The organism is Streptomyces sp. A18 (assembly GCF_059026065.1).
In genome coordinates, this window is record NZ_JBWLKL010000007.1 from 49,759 (window position 1) to 68,193 (window position 18,435).

The following is an 18,435-nucleotide window of genomic DNA, read 5'->3' on the forward strand; positions in this document are numbered from 1 at the left end:
GGGTACCCATAGCCTGGGCCGAGTGCCCGCGCAGGACGTCGCAGAACGGAGGTCAGGGTCTGATGAGCACGGAAGTCACGGTCCTCCTTGTTGCCGGCGCGATCCTGGTGGTCGCGATGCTCGCGGTCGCGATCGCGCTGCTCGTACGTCTGGTCCGCGCGCGCCGCACGCTGCGCGCGGCGGGGCTGCCGGTGGAACGCCAGTGGGTGTTCTGGGGCGCGGTCGCCTATCTCGTGCTGCCGGCGGATCTGCTGCCCGATCCGGTGCTTCTCGATGACATCGGGGTGCTCGTGCTCGCGCTGCGGTCCATGAGGTCGGCGAATTCAGGCGTCGGGGGACGTGGGGCGCAGTAGCGGGCGGCGCAGGTGCCGGGCTTTGGTCAGCAGGACGTGCATGCGTTCGGTCACCTGGGCAAGGTCCTCGACGGGCTCGTCGAAGGCGAGCCGGACGTCCGCCTGACTGCGGGCCTTCTCGAGGCGCAGGGTGAGGGCGTAGCGGTCGATGGCGAGCGGGCGTACGCGCACCACTCCGTGCAGGCTGTCGGCGCACACGAGCCGGGTCAGCTGCTCGACGGCGTCCTCGTGGGCGTCGGCGAGGTGGGTGAGCAGCCGCGCCTCGGCCTCGGCCAGCGGATCGGGGGCGGCCAGGGCGAGTTCGTCGAGGTCGATGCCGATGCGACCGCCCGTGGAGTCGTGCAGCACGGCGCAGGTCGGCGCGAAGATGAATCCCTCCCCGTCGGGTACGAGTGATCCCGAGAGCCACAGACGTGCCCGGATCCGATCCCTGACCGGCACGGGGGCGACGTCGGCGAACTCCACCAGGGTGGAGGGCTCGCCGCGCGGTGCGCAGATCATCGCCGTGGCCAGCGCGCTGTCGGGGGGCGGTGACAGCAGGAGAATGCCCTCCGGCGTGACGCTGTGCGCCCCGACGAGTTCATCCCTGCCGATCTCCGTGGTCACCGCGCAGGACCACGCGGTGGTGAGCAGTGAGCGAGCGCGTGCCGCTGCGGTGGGCACGGACGTGCTGGCGTGACGGACACCCATCCTTGAAACCTCCATTAGGTAAGCCTTGCCTAACTTATCGGAGATCGTGGAACAGGGCCAGTACGCGAACGGCCCCGCGCGGTGAACCACGCGGGGCCATTCGGGTGCTCCGGGCCGGGCCCCGGTCACGTACGTCAGTTGGTGTCGTCGACGCGGTCAGTGACCGCGGGCGATCCACTCCTCCAGGTGCGGCGCCTCCGCGCCCACCGTGGTGCTGTCGCCGTGCCCGGTCCGCACCACCGTCTCCGGGGGCAGCGTGAGCAGCCGGTCCCTGATCGAGTCGACGATCGTCGGGAAGTCGCTGAACGACCGGCCCGTCGCTCCAGGACCGCCCGCGAAGAGCGTGTCGCCGGTGAAGACCGCGCCGAGCGCGGGCGCGTAGAGACTGACGGCGCCCAGGCAGTGGCCCGGGGTGTGCATGACCCTCAACTCCGTGCCGGCCACGGTGAGTTCCTGTCCGTCGGACAGCTCGCCGTCGGGGGCGCGGTCGGGGTGGGTCTGCTTCCACAGCTCCGCGTCGGCGGGGTGCAGCAGGATCGGCGCGCCGGTACGGGCGGCGAGCGCCGGTGCCGCGTCGATGTGGTCGTCGTGCGCGTGCGTGCACACGATCGCGACGACCCGGCGCTCCCCGACCGCGGCCGCGATGGCGTCCGCGTCGTGTGCGGCGTCGATGACGACGACCTCGCTGTCGTCACCCACGATCCATACGTTGTTGTCGACGTCCCAGGTGCCCCCGTCGAGGGAGAACGTGCCCGAGGTGACCAAGTGGTCGATGCGCGCCGCCATCAGAGGACCACCACCGAACGCAGGACGTCCCCGTGGTGCATGCGCTCGAACGCCTTCTCCACGTCCCCGAGCGCGATCGTCTCCGTGACGAAGGCGTCCAGGTCGAGACGGCCCTGCCGGTAGAGGTCGATGAGCATCGGGAAGTCGCGCGATGGCAGACAGTCTCCGTACCAGCTCGACTTGAGCGCGCCGCCGCGCCCGAAGACGTCAAGGAGCGGCAGGTCGATGCGCATCTCCGGCGTCGGCACGCCGACCAGGGCGACCGTGCCCGCCAGGTCGCGGGCGTAGAAGGCCTGTTCGTACGTCTCCGGGCGACCGACCGCCTCGATGACGACGTCGGCTCCATTGCCGTCGGTCAGCTCGCGGATGGCTTCGATCGGGTCGGCCGCGCGGGAGTTGACGGTGTGCGTGGCCCCCAGGCCCTCGGCCGTCCGCAGCTTCTTGTCGTCGATGTCGACGGCGATGATCTTCGCGGCTCCGGCGAGCCGCGCGCCCACGACCGCCGCGTTGCCGACGCCTCCACAACCGATGACGGCGACCGAGTCGCCGCGTCCCACGTTGCCCGTGTTGATGGCCGCGCCGATACCGGCCATGACACCGCAGCCCAGGAGCCCCGCCGCCGCGGGGGACGCGGCCGGGTCGACCTTGGTGCACTGACCGGCGGCGACGAGGGTCTTCTCGGCGAAGGCTCCGATGCCGAGCGCGGGCGAGAGCTCCGTGCCGTCCGTGAGGGTCATCTTCTGCTTCGCGTTGTGCGTGGCGAAGCAGTACTGGGGACGTCCGCGCTGACACGCACGGCACTGGCCGCACACGGCACGCCAGTTGAGGATCACGAAGTCGCCGGGCACGACCTCCGTGACGCCTTCGCCGACCGACTCGACGACGCCCGCCGCCTCATGGCCGAGGAGGAAGGGGAAGTCGTCGTTGATGCCGCCCTCGCGGTAGTGCAGGTCCGTATGGCAGACGCCGCAGGCCTGCACCTTCACCACGGCCTCCCCGGGCCCCGGGTCCGGCACGACGATCGTCTCGATCCGTACCGGCTCGCCCTTCGCGCGCGCGATCACGCCCTGTACCTGCTGCGCCATGAGGTCAGCCCTTCTTTCTTCCGGTCCAGCGTCCGGCATTGCTGCTCGTCCGGCATCACATGTTCTTCCCGCATCCTCACAGACCGGGCCCGCCCGCGACGACCCCGGACGCACGAGTTCCGATCATCGATTCCACCGTCCGCCCCGTCCGCCTCTGATCCGCGGGACGCGCCCGGCCTAAGGTGGGCGCGTGCGCGATCTCGCTGCTGGGGCCCTGCTTCCGGTCAACGCCACGCTCGGTGTGGCACTCCTCGTCCTGCTGCTAGCCGCCGCCACGACCGCCGCCGTGTTCCGCCTCTCCCCCGACGGGTCGTACGGCAGGGCGCGGGAGATCCTGGTGGCCGGAGTGCGGGCGGCAGTCCAGTTGGGCGTGGTGTCCCTGGTGATCGGCTGGGTGATCCACCACGTCGTGGCGCTCTTCGCCTTCCTGCTCCTGATGTTCGCCGTCGCCGCGCGCACCGCCGGGCGCCGCATCACCGCCAACGGCAGCTGGTGGTGGGCCGCGCTGCCGATCGCGGGCCCCGTGGTGCCGGTGGTGACCTGCCTGGTCCTGGCCGGCCTCCTTCCGGTGCGCGGCATCGCCATGATCCCCGTGACCGGCATCCTGATCGGCGGCGCCCTGACGGCGACGGTGCTCGGCGGGCGCCGGGCCCTCGATGAACTCCAAGCCCGCAAGGGCGAGTTCGAGGCGGGCCTGGCCCTCGGCCTGCTCGACCGGGACGCCCGCCTGGAGGTGATCCGGCCCTCCGCGTCGGACGCCCTGCTCCCGGGGCTCGACCAGACCCGCACGGTGGGCCTGGTCACGCTGCCCGGAGCCTTCGTCGGCATGCTCCTGGGCGGCGCGTCACCGGCCCTCGCGGGCGCGGTGCAACTGTTCGTCCTGATCGCCCTGATGGCGGTCCAGGCGATCGCGGTGGCCGTGACGGTCGAACTGGTCGCCTGCGGACGTCTGAACCGGACGGGGGCAACTATCTTGGAGTGACGAGGGGGAACCATGTCGCTTGCAGACCAACTGCCCGCACTGATCGGCGTCGTAGTGGGTTCCGTGGGTTCGTACGCTGCCCAGAGCCTGACCGAACGGCGGAAGTGGAAGATACAGAAGCTGGAGCGGTGGGACGAGAAGCGGTTCGAGACGTACAGCCGCTACGGAAACGTCCTCAAGGTGCAGCTCCGGATCGCCCAGCGCATCGGTGCGGCCCTGGGGTACGCGGACGTGACCGACCCGTTGGAGCCGGAGCGCGGGTTCGCCGACCTGGCCGAGGCCGAGTCCCATCGCGCGGCCGAGTGGGAATCGATGCTGCTGGTGGGAGACGGCCCCACGATCGCGGCGGCCCGGAAGTGGCATGAAGCCGTGTGGACCATCGAGCTCCTCGTGCGGGAAGGCGTCAGCGAACCGACCGACTGGAGCAGGGCGCATCAGATCGCCAGTGCCGCACGCGACCAGTTCTATGAGAGGGCACGCGACGATCTCGGCATCGGCGGGGCTCCCCCGCCCTCGGGAGAGTGGCCGCGCCAGTGGCGCGCGGAGCTGTCCACGTAGACCGAACCGTCGACGTGAGGAGCGTCGTCCGGAGCGTAGGCTCCGGACCATGTCTGTCTACGACGCAGTAAAGATCGAAACCCTGCAGGGCGGCCCGGCGGACCTGGGCCAGTACCTGGGCAAGTCCGTCCTGATCGTCAATGTCGCCTCCAAGTGCGGCCTCACCCCGCAGTACGCGGGCCTGGAGCGCCTCCACGAGCAGTACGCGGCCCGTGGCTTCACCGTCCTCGGCGTGCCCTGCAACCAGTTCATGGGCCAGGAGCCCGGTACGTCGGACGAGATCGCCGAGTTCTGTTCGGCGACGTACGGCGTGACGTTCCCGATGACCGAGAAGGTCGACGTGAACGGCGACAACCGGCACGCGCTGTACGACAACCTCGTGGGCACGGCGGATGCCGAGGGGCACACCGGCGACATCCGCTGGAACTTCGAGAAGTTCCTGACGAACGCGGACGGCGACGTGGTGGCCCGGTTCGGCCCGAAGACCGAGCCCGACGCCCCTGAGGTCGTCGCCGTGATCGAGGCGAACCTGCCGAAGTAACCCAGGCACACCGACAAGGCGCGGTATGCGACCGCGGCCGGGCGTGGAGGTGCCGGGAACGAGCGGACCGGACCGGGCATCCACGCTCGGCCGCGCGGCTGAGCGGCGGGCTTAGAGGGGGCCTATTTGAAGGCGGTCGCGTTCCGTGCCACCCACTCGGCGAACCTACGGGGCGGGCGCCCGAGGACCCGCTCGACGTCGGGGCTCACCCGCTGTTCCTCGGCGGACGGAGTGCCCAGGATGGCGAGGGTGGCGTCCACCACCTGAGCGGGCATGAACCGCACCATCTGCGCCCGCGCCTCCGCCCGGCTCTGCGGGACGAAGCGCACCGCCTCGCCCAGCTCGTCCCCGATCGCCGCGGCCTGCTCCCGGGGCGAGAGGGACACCGGTCCGGTCAGTTCGTACGTGGCGCCTGCATGGCCCGTGTCGCGCAGCGCGGCGGCCGCGACCTCCGCGATGTCGAGCGGATCGACGACCGGCAGCGCGACATCGCCGAACGGCGCGGTCACCTCGCGCCGCTCACGGACCGATTCGGCCCACAGGAAGGCGTTGGAGCCGAACCCTCCCGGGCGCAGCACCGTCCATTCCAGGCCCGAACGCTTGACGGCGTTCTCGAACCCCGGAGGGTGACGCAGCGACCCGACGCCCTGCGAGGACAGCAGGACGACCGTCCGTACACCGCGGGACCGCGCGGCTTCGAGGGCGCCGTCGATGTCTCCGCCGCCGAGCACCAGGTCGCCGGAGGTGAGCAGGAACAGGGCGTCGGCGCCGTCGAGTGCGGGCCCCAGGCCCGCCGGGTCGGCGACGTCGGCGCGCAGCTGCCGTACGCCTTCGGGGACGTCCGGCGCGGATATCCTCCGTGAGACGGCCGTTACCTGTTCGCCCGCCGCGGCGAGGGCCCGCACGAGCGGCCTGCCGACGTTGCCCGTAGCTCCAGTGACCACGATCATTCTCGCTCCCCTGAGTCGTTCTGCCGAGTCGTTCTGTGCCGACTCGACGGAAGCTATCGGTGCGGGGGCAGTAGGTACCTAGGGGAAAGTAATGGCGAGAGGGGGTATGCGTGACCGACCTCACAACTCCCTTGGCACGCACGGCTGTCCGCGCCTTCCCCCCCTCCAGGCAGGTCGCGGCTGGCGACGGTGCGGTTCGGCGCGTACCGCTTGCACTGGACGATCACGGTCCGGTCATCAGCGCCAGCTCCAGGAGCAGCACGGCGCCGCGCACCGCCCAGGGCTTCCCCGGCCCTTGTGCCGCTTCCGCGAAGCCGTGTGCCTTTCCGTCGAGCTGCCATCAGAGCCCCCCTCCGCCGTCCCTGCCCAGCGGTGTGGGCAGGGACGGCGGGTTCGGGAAGAGCGCACGCAGATACGGTCGGCGGCCACCCCGTACATCCGGCCGGACCAAGCTGACCTGCGGTCTTCGGCCAGCGCTCATACGGTGACTGAATGGTCATCAGGTACCTCTCGCGCTCCTCATCCGCCCGCACCGCGGCCCTCGCGGCAGCCGCTCTGGTCCTCCTGCCCACACCCGCCTCCGCGGCCGCCGACGAGCCCACGCCGCCCAAGCCAGGCCCCGCGTACTCCTCGAACCTCCTCGACCGGCCGGGCGTTCAGGTCCGGCCGAACGCCGGCGCCCCTGCCGTGCCGAGCGACGTCTCCGCGCTGTCCTGGGTGGTGGCCGACGCCCGTTCGGGCGAAGTGCTCGCCGCGCACGACGCGCACCGCCAACTGCCGCCCGCCTCCACCCTGAAGTCGCTCTTCGCGCTCACGGCCCTGCCCCACCTGGACCCCGTGGCCCGGCACAGGGTCACCCAGAGCGAACTCGACGGCGTCGGGGACGGCAGCAGCCTGGTGGGGGTCGAGGCGGGGCGCAGCTACAGCGTCGCCGACCTGTGGCGCGGCGTGTTCCTCAGCTCCGGCAACGACGCCGTGCACGTGTTGGCCAAGCTGAACGGCGGCTGGCAGCAGACCGTCCGTCAGATGCGCACCAAGGCCCGCGCCCTGGGCGCCCACGACACCCATGTGGTCTCTCCCGACGGCTACGACGCGCCGGGGCAGGTCTCATCGGCGTACGACCTGGCGGTCTTCGGCCGGGCGGGGCTCGCCGACCCGGAGTTCGCCCGCTACTGCTCGACGGCGGTCGCCAAGTTCCCGCACGGCAACTGGTCCTACCCCATCCAGAACACCAACCGTCTCCTCACCGGAGCCGACGGCGTGGGCCGCTACCCCGGCCTGCTCGGCATCAAGAACGGCTACACCAGTCACGCGGGCAACACCCTCATCAGCGCGGCGCAGCGCGGAGGGCGAACCCTCGTCGTGTCGGTGATGAACCCTCAAGCGGAGGGCGGGCACCGCGTGTACGAGGAGACCAGGTCGCTCCTCGACTGGGGCTTCAAGGCCGCCGAACACGTCAGGCCGGTGGGTTCGCTGATCCCCAAGAGCGAGAGGCAGCGCACGGCGCAGGGGCCCGCTGCCGAGCTCGTCGCCACTTCGGTCGATGCGGACGGCTCGGACTGGACCGCGATCCTGCTCGTCGCCGCGGGTTCGGCGGCCCTGGTGGCAGGTGCGGTGGTGGTGATCCGAAGGAGGTCGGCCCGTGCCTATCGCTTCTCGGGGCGCCAGTAGCCCAACGCGTGCACGCGCTGCTTCGGGATCGAGAGCTCCTTGCGGACGTACGAGGTGAGGGCCCGGGTCGTCGTCGTGTCGCAGGTGATCCATACGTACACGCCGGCGGGGTCATCGAGGAGCGCGGGCAGCGCGGCCCTGACCGCCTCGACCAGGTGGCCGCCCGCGTCACGCCGCTCCACGCGGTGCAGGTCGTGCAGGCCCGGGGTGAGACTCAGGTCGAGGTCGTGGTCCGAGGGGTGCTGCGTCTCGAGCCAGAGGGTCGCCGGCACGTGGGGCATGGCGGTGAGGAGCGAGTTGACGGCCGGGACCGCCGCCGTGTCCCCGATCACCAGGAGCCGTCCGGGCAGCGGGTCGGGCACGTCGAAGCCGGTGCCCTGCAGGGTGGCCCCGATCCTGTCCCCCGGCCCCGCCTCGCGCGCCCAGTCGCTCGCGCGGCCATCGTGCAGAGCGAACTCCAGGCTGAACGTCCCGGCGGCGGGATCGGGGTCCACCAGGGTGTAGGCGCGCTGGTGGTGCCTGCCGTCCGCGTGGTCGAACCACAGGCGCACCCACATCGTCGGATGCACTCCGGTCTGCGCGAGCATGCCGCCGTCCGTGAAGTGCAGGCGCCGGTAGTGCTCGGTGACGTCCTCGGCGCCGGTCACGGTGAACGCGAAGTCCTTGCCGCGGAACAACTTGAGGACGACGCCTTCCCAGCCATGGCCCATCGGATTCCCCTCCCCTGAACGGCCGGAAACCGCTCACCAGCATTAAGTTAGGGCAGCCTAACCTAATAACGGCTGGGTGCGAACGCCCCACTCGGCCGCCTCACTCAGACTCCGCCGAGCAGGCGGGCCAGATCCCGCTCCAGGTCGAGATCCGCGGCCTCGCGCCCCGCGCCCACGGCGGCGTATGTACGCAGCAGGAACCGCTGGAGTACGACCCTGTCGAACTGCACCAGAGCGAGACCCTGCGGCGCATGGAACTCGAGGACCGTGCGCGCCCGCCCGCACGGCCAGACGTGCACGTCACCCCCGCCCGCAGGGGCGCGAAGCCCGTCATCGAGGAGCTGACGGGCGAAGATCCAGGTGACCTCCGCGCCATCGAGGGAGGCCTCCGGCGGGAAGGTGATCTGGACGGCCAGGGGGTCGTCGGCCGCGTAGCGCAGGGTCACGGGCACCCAGCGCTCGCGCCTTTCGGGGGTGACGAGACGGGCACGAGCGGGCTGCTCAAGGGTGACGGCCATGATCGGACTCCTCTGGTGCCGCAGCTGCCGCTGCTCGCTCTGCTTTCTTCCGTGTCTGTTCGAGTCCGCGGCGAGGGCTTTCATTACGCGACATCCGGATCAATCTCTGTGACCTACGCCACTTCGGCGAGCGGAGTGTGGGGCAGCACCCCCAGGCTCACCCCTTGTTTCGGGGATGGCCCCGACCGGGGAAAGGACATCGCATGCTCCTAGCCCGCCTCGCCCACGTGTCCGCCGCCGTGGCCACCACCCCCGCCCGTTCCCGGAAGATCGGCCTCCTCGCCGACCTCTTCCGCGCGGCCACCCCCGCGGACGCCCCCATCGTCATCCCCTATCTCGCGGGCCGTCTTCCCCAGGGGCGGCTGGGTATCGGGTGGAGCCTTCTCAAGGAGGCGCCGCCTCCCGCCGCCGAACCCACTCTCACCGTCCAGGCCACCGACGCCGCCCTCACCGCCATCGGCGCGCTCGCCGGGCAGGGGTCACAGGCCGGACGCAAGCGGCTGGTGCGGGAGTTGATGGGGGCTGCCACCGGTGACGAGCAGCGGTTTCTCGTCGGGCTGCTGACCGGGGAAGTCCGGCAGGGTGCGCTCGACGCCATCGCCGTGGAGGGGCTCGCTCGGGCCACGGAGGCACCGGCGACCGCCGTGCGGCGCGCGGTGATGCTGGCGGGGGCGGTGACCCCTGTCGCCGAGGCCCTCCTCGCCGAGGGGCCGAGCGCCCTTGAAGGGTTCCGGCTCAGGGTTGGCCGGCCCGTGCTTCCGATGCTCGCGCACGGCGCCGGTTCCGTCACCGAGGGCGTCGGCAAGCTGGGGAGGCCGTGCGCCGTCGAGGAGAAGCTGGACGGCATTCGCGTCCAGGTGCACCGCGACGGGGACGACGTGCGCGTGTACACCCGTACCCTCGACGACATCACCGATCGGCTGCCCGAACTCACCGCCGCCGCCCGGGGATTGGCGGACGAGGCCTTCATCCTCGACGGTGAGGTCATCGCACTCGACGGCGACGGCAGGCCTCGCCCCTTCCAAGAGGTCGCCGGGCGCGTCGGTTCCCGAGTCGATGTCGCCACCGCCGCCGCGGGACTTCCCGTCTCTCCCGTCTTCTTCGACGCTCTGTACGCCGGGGGGCTCGATCTCCTCGATCTGCCGTTCGCCGAGCGGCACAGCCACCTCGCGCGGCTCGTCCCCGAGCCGATGCGCGTACGGCGCGCCGTCGTCGCCGACCCCTCCGACCCGGCTCAACTCCGCGCCGCCGATGACTTCTTCGCCGACACGCTGCGGCGCGGTCATGAAGGCGTGGTGCTCAAGGCCCTCGATGCTCCCTACATCGCCGGGCGTCGCGGGGCGAGCTGGCTCAAGGTCAAGCCCGTGCACACCCTGGACCTCGTGGTCCTGGCCGCCGAGTGGGGGCACGGGCGGCGGACCGGCAAACTGTCCAACCTCCACCTCGGTGCCCGGCGCGCGGACGGGACGTACGCCATGCTCGGGAAGACCTTCAAGGGCATGACCGACGTGATGCTCGCCTGGCAGACCGAGCGGCTGCGTGAGCTCGCGGTCAGCGACGACGGTTTCCTCGTGACCGTACGTCCGGAGCTCGTCGTCGAGATCGCCTACGACGGGCTGCAGAAGTCCACCCGCTACCCAGCAGGGGTCACGCTCCGATTCGCCCGGGTCGTCCGCTACCGCGAGGACAAAACACCCGCCGAGGCCGATTCCGTCGAGACGGTTCTCGCGGAGCGCCGGCTTTAGCTCTCGGAGCGGGACCTCTACCACCAAGTTCAGGCAAAGAGCAGGCCGATAGGGTGACCTTAACGCGGTTTTGACGCCCATCCGCCCGAACAGCACCTAGGGGAAGAGCTGTGCCCGCTTCACGCCTGAGCCAGACGCCACTTCCAGGCATCGGAATCCGGTACGACCTGACGACCCGAGAACAGCGCCGTCTCTCGGTCGTCGCGCACCGGGACGGCGCGCGTACCCTCAGCGCCTACCGCGCCGACGACCCCGACGAGTGCGCGCTCTCGCTGCGGCTCAGCTCGGGCGAGGCGGACGCGCTGATCGACGCCCTGATGCCCTCGCACCACAGCCCGAACCTGCTGCACACCACCGACCTCGGCCTCGTCGCCGAGCGCATCGAGGTGACCGGCACGTCGCACTGGAACGGGCGGGTGCTCGGCGAGACCCAGATGCGGACCGAGACCGGCGCCTCCATCGTCGCCGTGCTGCGCAGGGCCGAGGCCATCCCGTCGCCCGCGCCTGACTTCCGTCTCGCGGGCGGGGACACGCTCATCGTGATCGGCACCCGCGAGGGTGTGGAGAGCGCCGCCGCGATACTCGGCCGGGAGTGATTCGATGCACTCCGCTGTCTTCCTGATCGAATTCGGCGCGATCATTCTCGCGCTCGGGCTGCTCGGCAGATTCGCCGGACGGTTCCGCTTCTCCCCCATCCCCCTCTACCTGCTCGCCGGGCTCGCGTTCGGCGAGGGAGGGCTGCTGCCGCTCGGCGCCAGTGAGGAGTTCGTCGCGATCGGCGCCGAGATCGGCGTCATCCTGCTGCTCCTGATGCTGGGGCTCGAGTACACCGCCAGCGACCTGGTCAGCAATCTCAAGACCCAGTATCCGGCCGGTCTCGTCGACATGGGGCTCAACGCCGTGCCGGGCGCCATCGCCGCCCTGCTGATGGGCTGGGGCCCTGTCGCCGCCGTCGTCCTCGCGGGCGTCACCTGGATCTCGTCGTCCGGGGTCATCGCGAAGGTCCTGAACGACCTCGGCCGCCTCGGCAACCGCGAGACGCCCGTCATCCTCAGCATCCTGGTCCTCGAAGACCTGGCGATGGCGGTGTATCTGCCCATCATCACCGCCCTGTTGGCCGGCGTCGGCTGGGCCGCGGGCAGTCTCACCCTGGGCATCGCGCTCGGGGCGGCCGGTCTTGTGCTGTTCCTCGCCTTGCGCTACGGCCGCGTCATCTCGCGCTTCGTGTCGAGCGACGACCCGGAGAAGCTGCTCCTGGTCGTCCTCGGTCTCACGATCCTGGTCGCCGGGATCGCGCAGCAGCTCCAGGTCTCCGCCGCCGTGGGCGCGTTCCTGGTCGGCATCGCGCTGTCCGGCGAGGTCGCCGAGGGAGCGCACAGCCTCCTTGCGCCTCTTCGAGACCTGTTCGCCGCCGTGTTCTTCGTCTTCTTCGGCCTGCACACCGATCCGGCGAGCATTCCGCCGGTGCTGCTTCCCGCGCTCGCGCTCGCCGTGGTGACGGCCTGCACGAAGATCGCCTCGGGGTACTGGGCGGCCCGCCGCGCCAAGATCTCCGTCAAGGGACGGTGGCGGGCGGGCGGTGCGCTTGTGGCGCGCGGCGAGTTCTCCATCGTCATCGCGGGCCTCGCGGTCACCGCGGGGATCGAGCCCAGGCTGGGCCCGCTGGCGACGGCGTACGTCCTGATCCTCGTGATCGTCGGCCCGCTGACCGCACGCTTCGCACAGCCGGTGGCCGCGCTGGTGGGCGGCGCCGTGTCGCGCCGCCGGGGAACCGCGGCCGCCGTCGCGCTGCCCTCGCCGAGGGAGCCGGAGCAACCGGCGCAGGAGTCGTTGGACGGTCAGGAGACGAGCGGCCGGTCCTGACGCCCGCCCTCGGCCGGGTACGCGGCGCGCGACGCCGCGTACCCCGCCGTGCCGCAGGGCTCATCGGATCTGCGTGCCGGTTCGCGCCGTTGCCGACCGCGGGCCCTGGTCCGTCCTCGCGCAGTTCTCCGCGCCCCCATTTTCGGGGCGCTCTCCGGGTCTTCTACCGCCCCACGGCGTACCCCTGCATCCCACGCGGGTTGGCCGCCGCCGAGAGCACCCCGGTGCGCGGATCGCGCGCCACCGCGCACAGCCGCCCCTCCGACCAGGGCTCGCCGACCGTCACGTCGTGCCCGCGCCGCCGCAGCTCATCGACGACCGCCTCGTCCATGCGGGACTCGACCGTGACGCTCCCCGGACGCATGCCGCGCGGGTAGAAGGAGCCGGGGAAGCTGTCGTTGTGCCAGTTGGGTGCGTCGATGGCGCCCTGGAGGTCGAGGCCGCCGCGTACGGAGTCGCGCAGCGCGACCGCCAGGAAGAAGTGCACCTGCCACTGGTCCTGCTGGTCACCGCCGGGGGTACCGAAGGCCACCACCGGTACGCCGTCCTTGAGCGCGAGGGACGGGGTGAGCGTGGTGCGCGGGCGGCGGCCCGGCGTCAAGGAGTTGGGCAGGTCCTCTTCGAGCCAGGCCATCTGGAGGCGGGTGCCGAGCGGGAAGCCCAGTTCGGGGACGACCGGGTTGGACTGCAGCCAGCCGCCGCTGGGCGTGGCCGCGACCATGTTGCCCCAGCGGTCGACGATGTCCAGGTGGCAGGTGTCGCCGCGGGTGGCGCCGTCCGCCGATACGGCCGGTTCGCCGGGCACGGGCGAGGTGCCGCTCTTGGCCACGGTCGGCTCGCCCGCGCCCGCTCCGGGCAGACCGAGCGCGTCGAAGCCGGGCTCTCCGTCGGCCACGGCGCGCGCGTGGGCGGAGATCTTCGGGGTGCGCCCGCCGGGGCTTCCGGGGCGCAGATCGTGCGAAGCCTTCTCGCCGATGAGCGTGCGCCGCTCGTCGTTGTAGGCGGGGGACAGCAGATCGGCGACCGGGACCGTGCCGGGGCCGTCCGCGTCGCCGTACCAGGCCTCGCGGTCGGCCATGGCGAGCTTGCAGCCCTCGATCAGCAGGTGGACGTAGTCGGCCGAGCCGTACGCGGGCAGGTCCGCGCGCGCGGAGGGCAGCAGGGACAGCTGCTGCAGGAAGGTAGGGCCCTGGCTCCAGCCGCCCGCCTTGCACAGCGTCCAGCCGTTCCAGTCGTACGTCGCGGGAGCCTCGTAGGTCGCTTCCCATCCGGCGAGGTCGGCTGCCGTCAGCGTTCCGGTGTGCCTCGATCCGCTGGTGTCCATCGTGGGGCGCGCCGCCTGGCGTATCAGGGCCTCGGCGATGAACCCCTCGCTCCAGATCTTCCGCGCGGCCTCGATCTGCTCGACGCGCGAGCCGTCGCCCGCCTCCTCGATCACGCGGCGCCAGGTGGCGGCGAGGGCCGGGTTGCGCAGGAGTTCGCCGGGGCGCGGGGCGTTGCCGCCGGGCAGGTAGACCTCGGCGGACGACGGCCATTCGGTCTCGAAGAGTTCGCGCACCGTCTCGACGGTCTCGCCGACGCGCTCCACGGGGGCGTGCCCGTCCTCGGCGTACCCGATGGCGTACTTGAGGACATCCTTGAGGGACTTGGTGCCGTGGTCGCGCAGGAGCAGCATCCACGCGTCGAACGCGCCCGGCACGGCCGCCGCGAGCGGACCGGTGCCCGGCACCAGTTCGAGCCCGAGCGAGCGGTAGTGCTCCACGGTCGCTCCGGCGGGGGCGACGCCCTGCCCGCACAGGACCCGCACCTCTCCCTCGGCGGGCGCCAGGATGATCGGCACCTCGCCCGCCGGGCCGTTGAGGTGCGGCTCGACGACGTGCAGGACGAAACCGGCGGCGACGGCCGCGTCGTAGGCGTTGCCGCCGTCCTCCAGGACGGCCATCGCGGACTGCGAGGCGAGCCAGTGGGTGGAGGACACCATGCCGAAGGTGCCTTGGAGGGTCGGCCTAGTGGTGAACAAGAGAGCTGCTCCTAGCGTGCGGTGCGGGTACTGGGGATCGTACGGAGGGTCGGGGCGGCGGCCGCGTCCGGCGCCGTGCCGTCGTCCGCGACGAGGTGGCAGGAGACCTCGCGCCGGCCATCTCCGGGCAGGACGCGCAGCTCGGGCACCTCGACGCGGCAGCGGTCGACGGCCAGTGGGCAGCGCGTGTGGAAGCGGCACCCGGGCGGCGGGGCCAGCGGGCTCGGCAGTTCGCCGCTGAGGACGATGCGCTCCCGGGTGCGCTGCAGGGCCGGGTCGGGGACCGGCGCGGCGGACAGCAGGGCCTGCGTGTAAGGGTGTTTGGGGTCGGCGAACAGCTCGACGGTCGGCGCCTGTTCGACGATCTGCCCGAGGTACATGACCGCGATGCGGTCGGCGAGGAACTCCACGGCGGCCAGGTCGTGCGTGATGAACAGGCACCCGAAGCCGCGGTCGCGCTGCAGGTCGGCGAGGAGGTTGAGGACCGAGGCCTGGACGGAGACGTCGAGGGCCGATGTGGGTTCGTCGGCCACCAGAAGGTCCGGGTCGACGGAGAGCGAGCGGGCGATGGAGATGCGCTGGCGCTGCCCGCCGGAGAGTTCGTGCGGATGCCGGTCGGCGTGCTCGGGGCGCAGGCCGACCTGGGCGAGGAGTTCCGCCACGCGCGCGCGTGCCGCGTCCCCTTTCGCGATGCCGTGCAGGCGCAGGGGTTCGGCGATGATCTGCCCGACGGTCATGCGCGGGTCGAGCGAGGATGAGGGGTCCTGGAAGACGAGGTGGAAGTCTTTGCGGAGGGGCCGCAGGGCTCGGCGTGAAAGGCGGGTCACGTCCGTGCCGTTGATGTGGACGGTGCCGCCTGTCGGGTCGTCGAGCCGTACGGCACAGCGTCCGACGGTCGACTTGCCGCTCCCCGATTCCCCCACCAGGCCCACGACTTCGCCCTTGCCCACCGTGAGCGTGACTCCGTCAGCGGCGCGCACGACGCCACCGGGGGCCGCGAAGTGCCGCTGAAGGCCGCGCAGTTCAAGAACGGGGGTGGGGATCACTGTCCGGCCTCCTGGGTGGTGGGCGTGAGCACGGCGGCGTCCTGCGGGTGCCAGCAGGCCGCCCGGTGCGCGGCATCGGCTCCGGCGTTCAGGGAGACCGCCTTGAAGCCGGGCCTGCGTGTCGTGCACTGGTCGTCGGCGTGGGCGCAGCGCGGGGCGAAGGTGCAGGCGTCCGGCTGTGCGTCGAGGCTGGGCACCAGGCCGGGGATCTCGGGCAGGCGCCGCTTGCCCTCGCCGCCCGGACGCAGGACCGCGCCAAGCAGACCGCGGGTGTACGGGTGGCGGGGCTCGGCGAACAGCTCGTCGACCGGGGCCTGTTCGACGGGGCGGCCCGCGTACATGACCAGGACGCGGTCGGCGGTGTCGGCCACCACGCCCAGGTCGTGGGTGATCAGGACGATCGCGGTGCCGAGCCGTTCGCGCAGGGACTGCAGGACTTCGAGGATGCCCGCCTGGACGGTGACGTCGAGCGCGGTGGTCGGCTCGTCGGCGATCAGGACGGACGGGTCGCAGGCGACCGCGATGGCGATCATGACGCGCTGGCGCATGCCGCCGCTGAGCTGGTGGGGGTATTCGTCGATGCGCTGGGCCGGGGCCGGGATGCCCACCAGGTCGAGGAGTTCGACGGCACGCGCACGTGCCTGCTTCTTCGACAGGCTCTGGTGGCGCCGGAGCACCTCGCCTATCTGCCGGCCGATGGTCAGGACCGGGTTCAGCGAGGTCATCGGCTCCTGGAAGATCATCGCGATGTCCTTGCCGCGGACCCGCCCGAGCTCCTTCTCGCTCGCTCCGGCGATCTCGGCACCGCCGAGCCTGATCGACCCGTCGATGTGCGCGGTGGGCGGCAGGAGCCCCATCACGGCCATCGCCGTGACGGACTTGCCGCACCCCGACTCGCCGACCACCGCGAGCACTTCGCCCGGTGCGACGTCGTACGAGAGATGGTCGACGGCGTGCACGGTGCGGGTGTCGGAGCGGAAGGACACCGACAGGTCGCGCACGCTCAGGACGGGCTCGGTCGTCGTCACTGGATCGGTCATCGGGTGGCTCCTCGGGGGTCGAGGACGTCCCGCAGGCCGTCGCCGAGCAGATTGAACGCGAGGGTGGCCGCGACGACGGCGAGTCCGGGGAAGACCGCCATCCACGGCGCGGGCGCGAGGAAGGACTGGGCGCCGGAGAGCATCACGCCGAGCGACGCGTCCGGTGGCTGCACGCCGAGGCCCAGGAAGCTGAGCAGTGCCTCGCCGATGATCGCGGCGGGGATGCCGACGGTCGCCTGGACGGTCAGCGCGGAGGTGGCGTTGGGCAGGATGTGCCGGAAGAGCACGGTGGCGTCGCCGCCTCCGTTGGCGACGGCGGCGGCCACGTAGTCGACGTGCCGCAGCCGCAGTGTCTCCGCGCGGGTGATGCGGATGACGGCCGGGATCTGCGAGATGCCGATCGCGATGGTCGCGTTGGTGAGCGAGGGGCCGAGCACCGCGGCGAGCCCGACGGCGAGCACCAGGAAGGGGAAGGCCAGCATGGTGTCGGTGAGCCGGGAGACGATGCTGTCGGTGAACTTGCCGTAGTAGCCCGCGAGCAGGCCGAGCGGGACGCCGACGACGAACGCGAGCGCCACCGCCAAGACGCCGACCTGCATGGACGCCCGCGCCCCGTACACGACCCGGGACAGTTGGTCGCGGCCGAGGTCGTCGGTGCCGAGCCAGTGCGACCAGCCGGGTGCGGCAAGGGCATTGGCGAAGTCGGGGCGCGCGGGATCGTAGGGCGCGACCAGGGGCGCGAGCAGCGCCACGAGGACGAACAGGGCGGCGATGACGCCGCCGGTCATGGCGAGCCGGTTCTTGCGCAGGGCGCGCAGCTTGCCGCTGCCGCCGCCCGCGCTCGCGGAACGTATCCGCCCCAGCGTGGTGAGCACTGCTGTCGTCACCGGGCACCTCCGAGCCGGATGCGCGGGTCGATGACCGAATACGCCACGTCGACCAGCAGGTTGATGAGGATGTACGCGGCGGAGGTGCACAGCACCACGCCTTGCAGGGTCGCGTAGTCGCGGGTGAAGACGGCGTCGATGGTGAGCTTGCCGAAGCCGGGCAGGACGAAGATCTGCTCGGTGACCACCGCGCCGGAGATGAGGTGGCCGAGCTGGAGGCCGAGCACGGTCACGACGGTGACCAGGGAGTTGCGCAGCGCGTGCCCGCCGATGACCTCGCGCCGGGACAGGCCCTTGGCCCGCGCGGTGCGTACGTAGTCGGCGGAGAGCGAGTCGAGCATCGCCGCCCGCGTCTGGCGCATCACCACCGCCGCGAGACCCGAGCCGAGGACGATCGCGGGCAGCACCATGCGGCGCAGGTTGTCCAGCGGGTCGGTGCCGAACGGCACGTATCCCGAGGCCGAGAAGACCGGCAGGGCGATGGCGAACCCGAGGACCAGGACGATGCCGAGCCAGAAGGTGGGGACCGAGAGCCCGAGCAGGGCAAGGGCGTTGGCCAGCCACTCCTCCGGCTTGCCGCGCCGCACGGCGGCGACGATGCCCGCCCCGATGCCGACCGTGATCGCCAACAACAGGGAGAGGGCTGCCAGTTCGAGGGTGATGGGCAGGGCTGCCGTGATCGCGTCGGCCACGGGAAGGCCGGTACGCGAGGAGGTACCGAGGTCACCGGTGATCGCGTGCCCGATGAACCGCCCGTACTGGACGACGATGTTGTCATTGAGGCCGTAGCTGTCGCGGATCGCGGCGAGCGCCTCGGGGCTGCGCTCCTCGCCGGCGAGCGCGAGCGCGGGGTCGCCGGGCAGTGCGCGGATCCCGGCGAAGACGACCATGCTGACCAGGACGAGCGTGATGAGGGACTGCCGGACGCGGGTGAGCAGGTAGGACGTCATGGGGCTGAGGCGAGCAGTCTGCGGGCGGAGTGGGCTCAGG

Annotated in this window: 19 protein-coding genes; 8 read left to right on the plus strand and 11 right to left on the minus strand. The window is 71.5% G+C overall.

The window, feature by feature from the left end; genetic code table 11:
- Positions 1–62 precede the first annotated feature (62 nt).
- Positions 63–353, plus strand: coding sequence for a YkvA family protein (locus AC5P1C_RS14010; RefSeq protein ID WP_493866107.1), 291 nt, complete (start codon positions 63–65; stop codon positions 351–353).
- On the opposite strand, the gene AC5P1C_RS14015 is transcribed toward AC5P1C_RS14010, so the two are convergent.
- The 3 genes from AC5P1C_RS14015 to AC5P1C_RS14025 form a co-directional block, all read right to left on the minus strand.
- On the minus strand, positions 324–1,043 hold the full coding sequence (locus tag AC5P1C_RS14015) for a DUF2470 domain-containing protein (RefSeq protein ID WP_493866108.1): 720 nt from the start codon (positions 1,041–1,043) through the stop codon (positions 324–326). The two genes, AC5P1C_RS14010 and AC5P1C_RS14015, sit on opposite strands and share 30 nt — an antisense overlap.
- A gap of 156 nt (positions 1,044–1,199) precedes the next feature.
- Positions 1,200–1,829, minus strand: a complete 630-nt coding sequence (locus tag AC5P1C_RS14020) for an MBL fold metallo-hydrolase (RefSeq protein WP_493866109.1) — start codon at positions 1,827–1,829, stop codon at positions 1,200–1,202.
- A complete protein-coding gene (locus AC5P1C_RS14025) occupies positions 1,829–2,914 on the minus strand; it encodes an S-(hydroxymethyl)mycothiol dehydrogenase (protein ID WP_493866110.1) in 1,086 nt (361 codons plus the stop codon). Before AC5P1C_RS14025 ends, AC5P1C_RS14020 begins: the two co-directional genes overlap by 1 nt.
- A gap of 190 nt (positions 2,915–3,104) precedes the next feature.
- Here AC5P1C_RS14025 and AC5P1C_RS14030 point away from each other — a divergent pair, with 190 nt between their 5' ends.
- The 3 genes from AC5P1C_RS14030 to AC5P1C_RS14040 are packed head-to-tail and all read left to right on the plus strand — an operon-like array spanning position 3,105 to position 4,995.
- Positions 3,105–3,896, plus strand: a complete 792-nt coding sequence (locus AC5P1C_RS14030; protein ID WP_493866111.1) for an ABC transporter permease — start codon at positions 3,105–3,107, stop codon at positions 3,894–3,896.
- A 12-nt stretch (positions 3,897–3,908) separates the two neighbouring features.
- The gene (locus AC5P1C_RS14035) at positions 3,909–4,454 is read left to right on the plus strand and encodes a hypothetical protein (protein WP_493866112.1); all 546 of its coding nucleotides are present in this window, start codon (positions 3,909–3,911) and stop codon (positions 4,452–4,454) included.
- Positions 4,455–4,503: 49 nt separating this feature from the next.
- Positions 4,504–4,995, plus strand: coding sequence for a glutathione peroxidase (locus tag AC5P1C_RS14040; protein WP_493866113.1), 492 nt, complete (start codon positions 4,504–4,506; stop codon positions 4,993–4,995).
- A 122-nt stretch (positions 4,996–5,117) separates the two neighbouring features.
- On the opposite strand, the gene AC5P1C_RS14045 is transcribed toward AC5P1C_RS14040, so the two are convergent.
- Positions 5,118–5,945, minus strand: a complete 828-nt coding sequence (locus tag AC5P1C_RS14045; RefSeq protein WP_493866114.1) for an NAD(P)H-binding protein — start codon at positions 5,943–5,945, stop codon at positions 5,118–5,120.
- 492 nt (positions 5,946–6,437) lie between these two features.
- Between AC5P1C_RS14045 and AC5P1C_RS14050 the strand changes: the two genes are divergently transcribed.
- Entirely contained in the window at positions 6,438–7,616 is a 1,179-nt protein-coding gene (locus AC5P1C_RS14050; protein WP_493866115.1) for a D-alanyl-D-alanine carboxypeptidase family protein, read from the plus strand.
- Here the strand turns inward: AC5P1C_RS14050 and AC5P1C_RS14055 are convergent.
- The gene (locus AC5P1C_RS14055; RefSeq protein ID WP_493866116.1) at positions 7,592–8,326 is read right to left on the minus strand and encodes a siderophore-interacting protein; all 735 of its coding nucleotides are present in this window, start codon (positions 8,324–8,326) and stop codon (positions 7,592–7,594) included. The two genes, AC5P1C_RS14050 and AC5P1C_RS14055, sit on opposite strands and share 25 nt — an antisense overlap.
- 104 nt (positions 8,327–8,430) lie before the next feature.
- Positions 8,431–8,844, minus strand: coding sequence for an SsgA family sporulation/cell division regulator (locus AC5P1C_RS14060; protein WP_493866117.1), 414 nt, complete (start codon positions 8,842–8,844; stop codon positions 8,431–8,433).
- Positions 8,845–9,047: 203 nt separating this feature from the next.
- Between AC5P1C_RS14060 and AC5P1C_RS14065 the strand changes: the two genes are divergently transcribed.
- The 3 genes from AC5P1C_RS14065 to AC5P1C_RS14075 all read left to right on the plus strand — a co-directional run bounded on the left by AC5P1C_RS14065 (position 9,048) and on the right by AC5P1C_RS14075 (position 12,452).
- Complete coding sequence (locus AC5P1C_RS14065) at positions 9,048–10,589, plus strand: ATP-dependent DNA ligase (RefSeq protein WP_493866118.1); 1,542 nt, start codon at positions 9,048–9,050, stop codon at positions 10,587–10,589.
- 110 nt (positions 10,590–10,699) lie between these two features.
- Positions 10,700–11,185, plus strand: coding sequence for a cation:proton antiporter regulatory subunit (locus AC5P1C_RS14070; RefSeq protein ID WP_493866119.1), 486 nt, complete (start codon positions 10,700–10,702; stop codon positions 11,183–11,185).
- A gap of 4 nt (positions 11,186–11,189) precedes the next feature.
- Positions 11,190–12,452 (plus strand): cation:proton antiporter, encoded by a 1,263-nt coding sequence (locus AC5P1C_RS14075; protein ID WP_493866120.1) that lies wholly within the window; start codon positions 11,190–11,192, stop codon positions 12,450–12,452.
- Positions 12,453–12,615: 163 nt separating this feature from the next.
- Here the strand turns inward: AC5P1C_RS14075 and AC5P1C_RS14080 are convergent, their stop codons facing one another.
- From AC5P1C_RS14080 to AC5P1C_RS14100, 5 genes are read right to left on the minus strand one after another with little or no spacing between them, the layout of a single operon-like run.
- Positions 12,616–14,472, minus strand: coding sequence for a gamma-glutamyltransferase family protein (locus tag AC5P1C_RS14080; RefSeq protein WP_493866121.1), 1,857 nt, complete (start codon positions 14,470–14,472; stop codon positions 12,616–12,618).
- An 11-nt stretch (positions 14,473–14,483) separates the two neighbouring features.
- Positions 14,484–15,518 carry an ABC transporter ATP-binding protein gene (locus AC5P1C_RS14085; RefSeq protein ID WP_493866122.1) on the minus strand — a complete coding sequence of 345 codons (1,035 nt, stop codon included), beginning with the start codon at positions 15,516–15,518 and terminating at the stop codon, positions 14,484–14,486.
- Entirely contained in the window at positions 15,515–16,558 is a 1,044-nt protein-coding gene (locus AC5P1C_RS14090; RefSeq protein WP_493866123.1) for an ABC transporter ATP-binding protein, read from the minus strand. The genes AC5P1C_RS14085 and AC5P1C_RS14090 overlap by 4 nt, the downstream gene beginning before the upstream one ends.
- Positions 16,555–17,421, minus strand: a complete 867-nt coding sequence (locus AC5P1C_RS14095; protein ID WP_493866340.1) for an ABC transporter permease — start codon at positions 17,419–17,421, stop codon at positions 16,555–16,557. The genes AC5P1C_RS14090 and AC5P1C_RS14095 overlap by 4 nt, the downstream gene beginning before the upstream one ends.
- Positions 17,422–17,441: 20 nt before the next feature.
- Positions 17,442–18,395: an ABC transporter permease gene (locus tag AC5P1C_RS14100; RefSeq protein ID WP_493866124.1), complete on the minus strand. Its 954-nt coding sequence runs from the start codon at positions 18,393–18,395 to the stop codon at positions 17,442–17,444.
- Positions 18,396–18,435 lie beyond the last annotated feature (40 nt).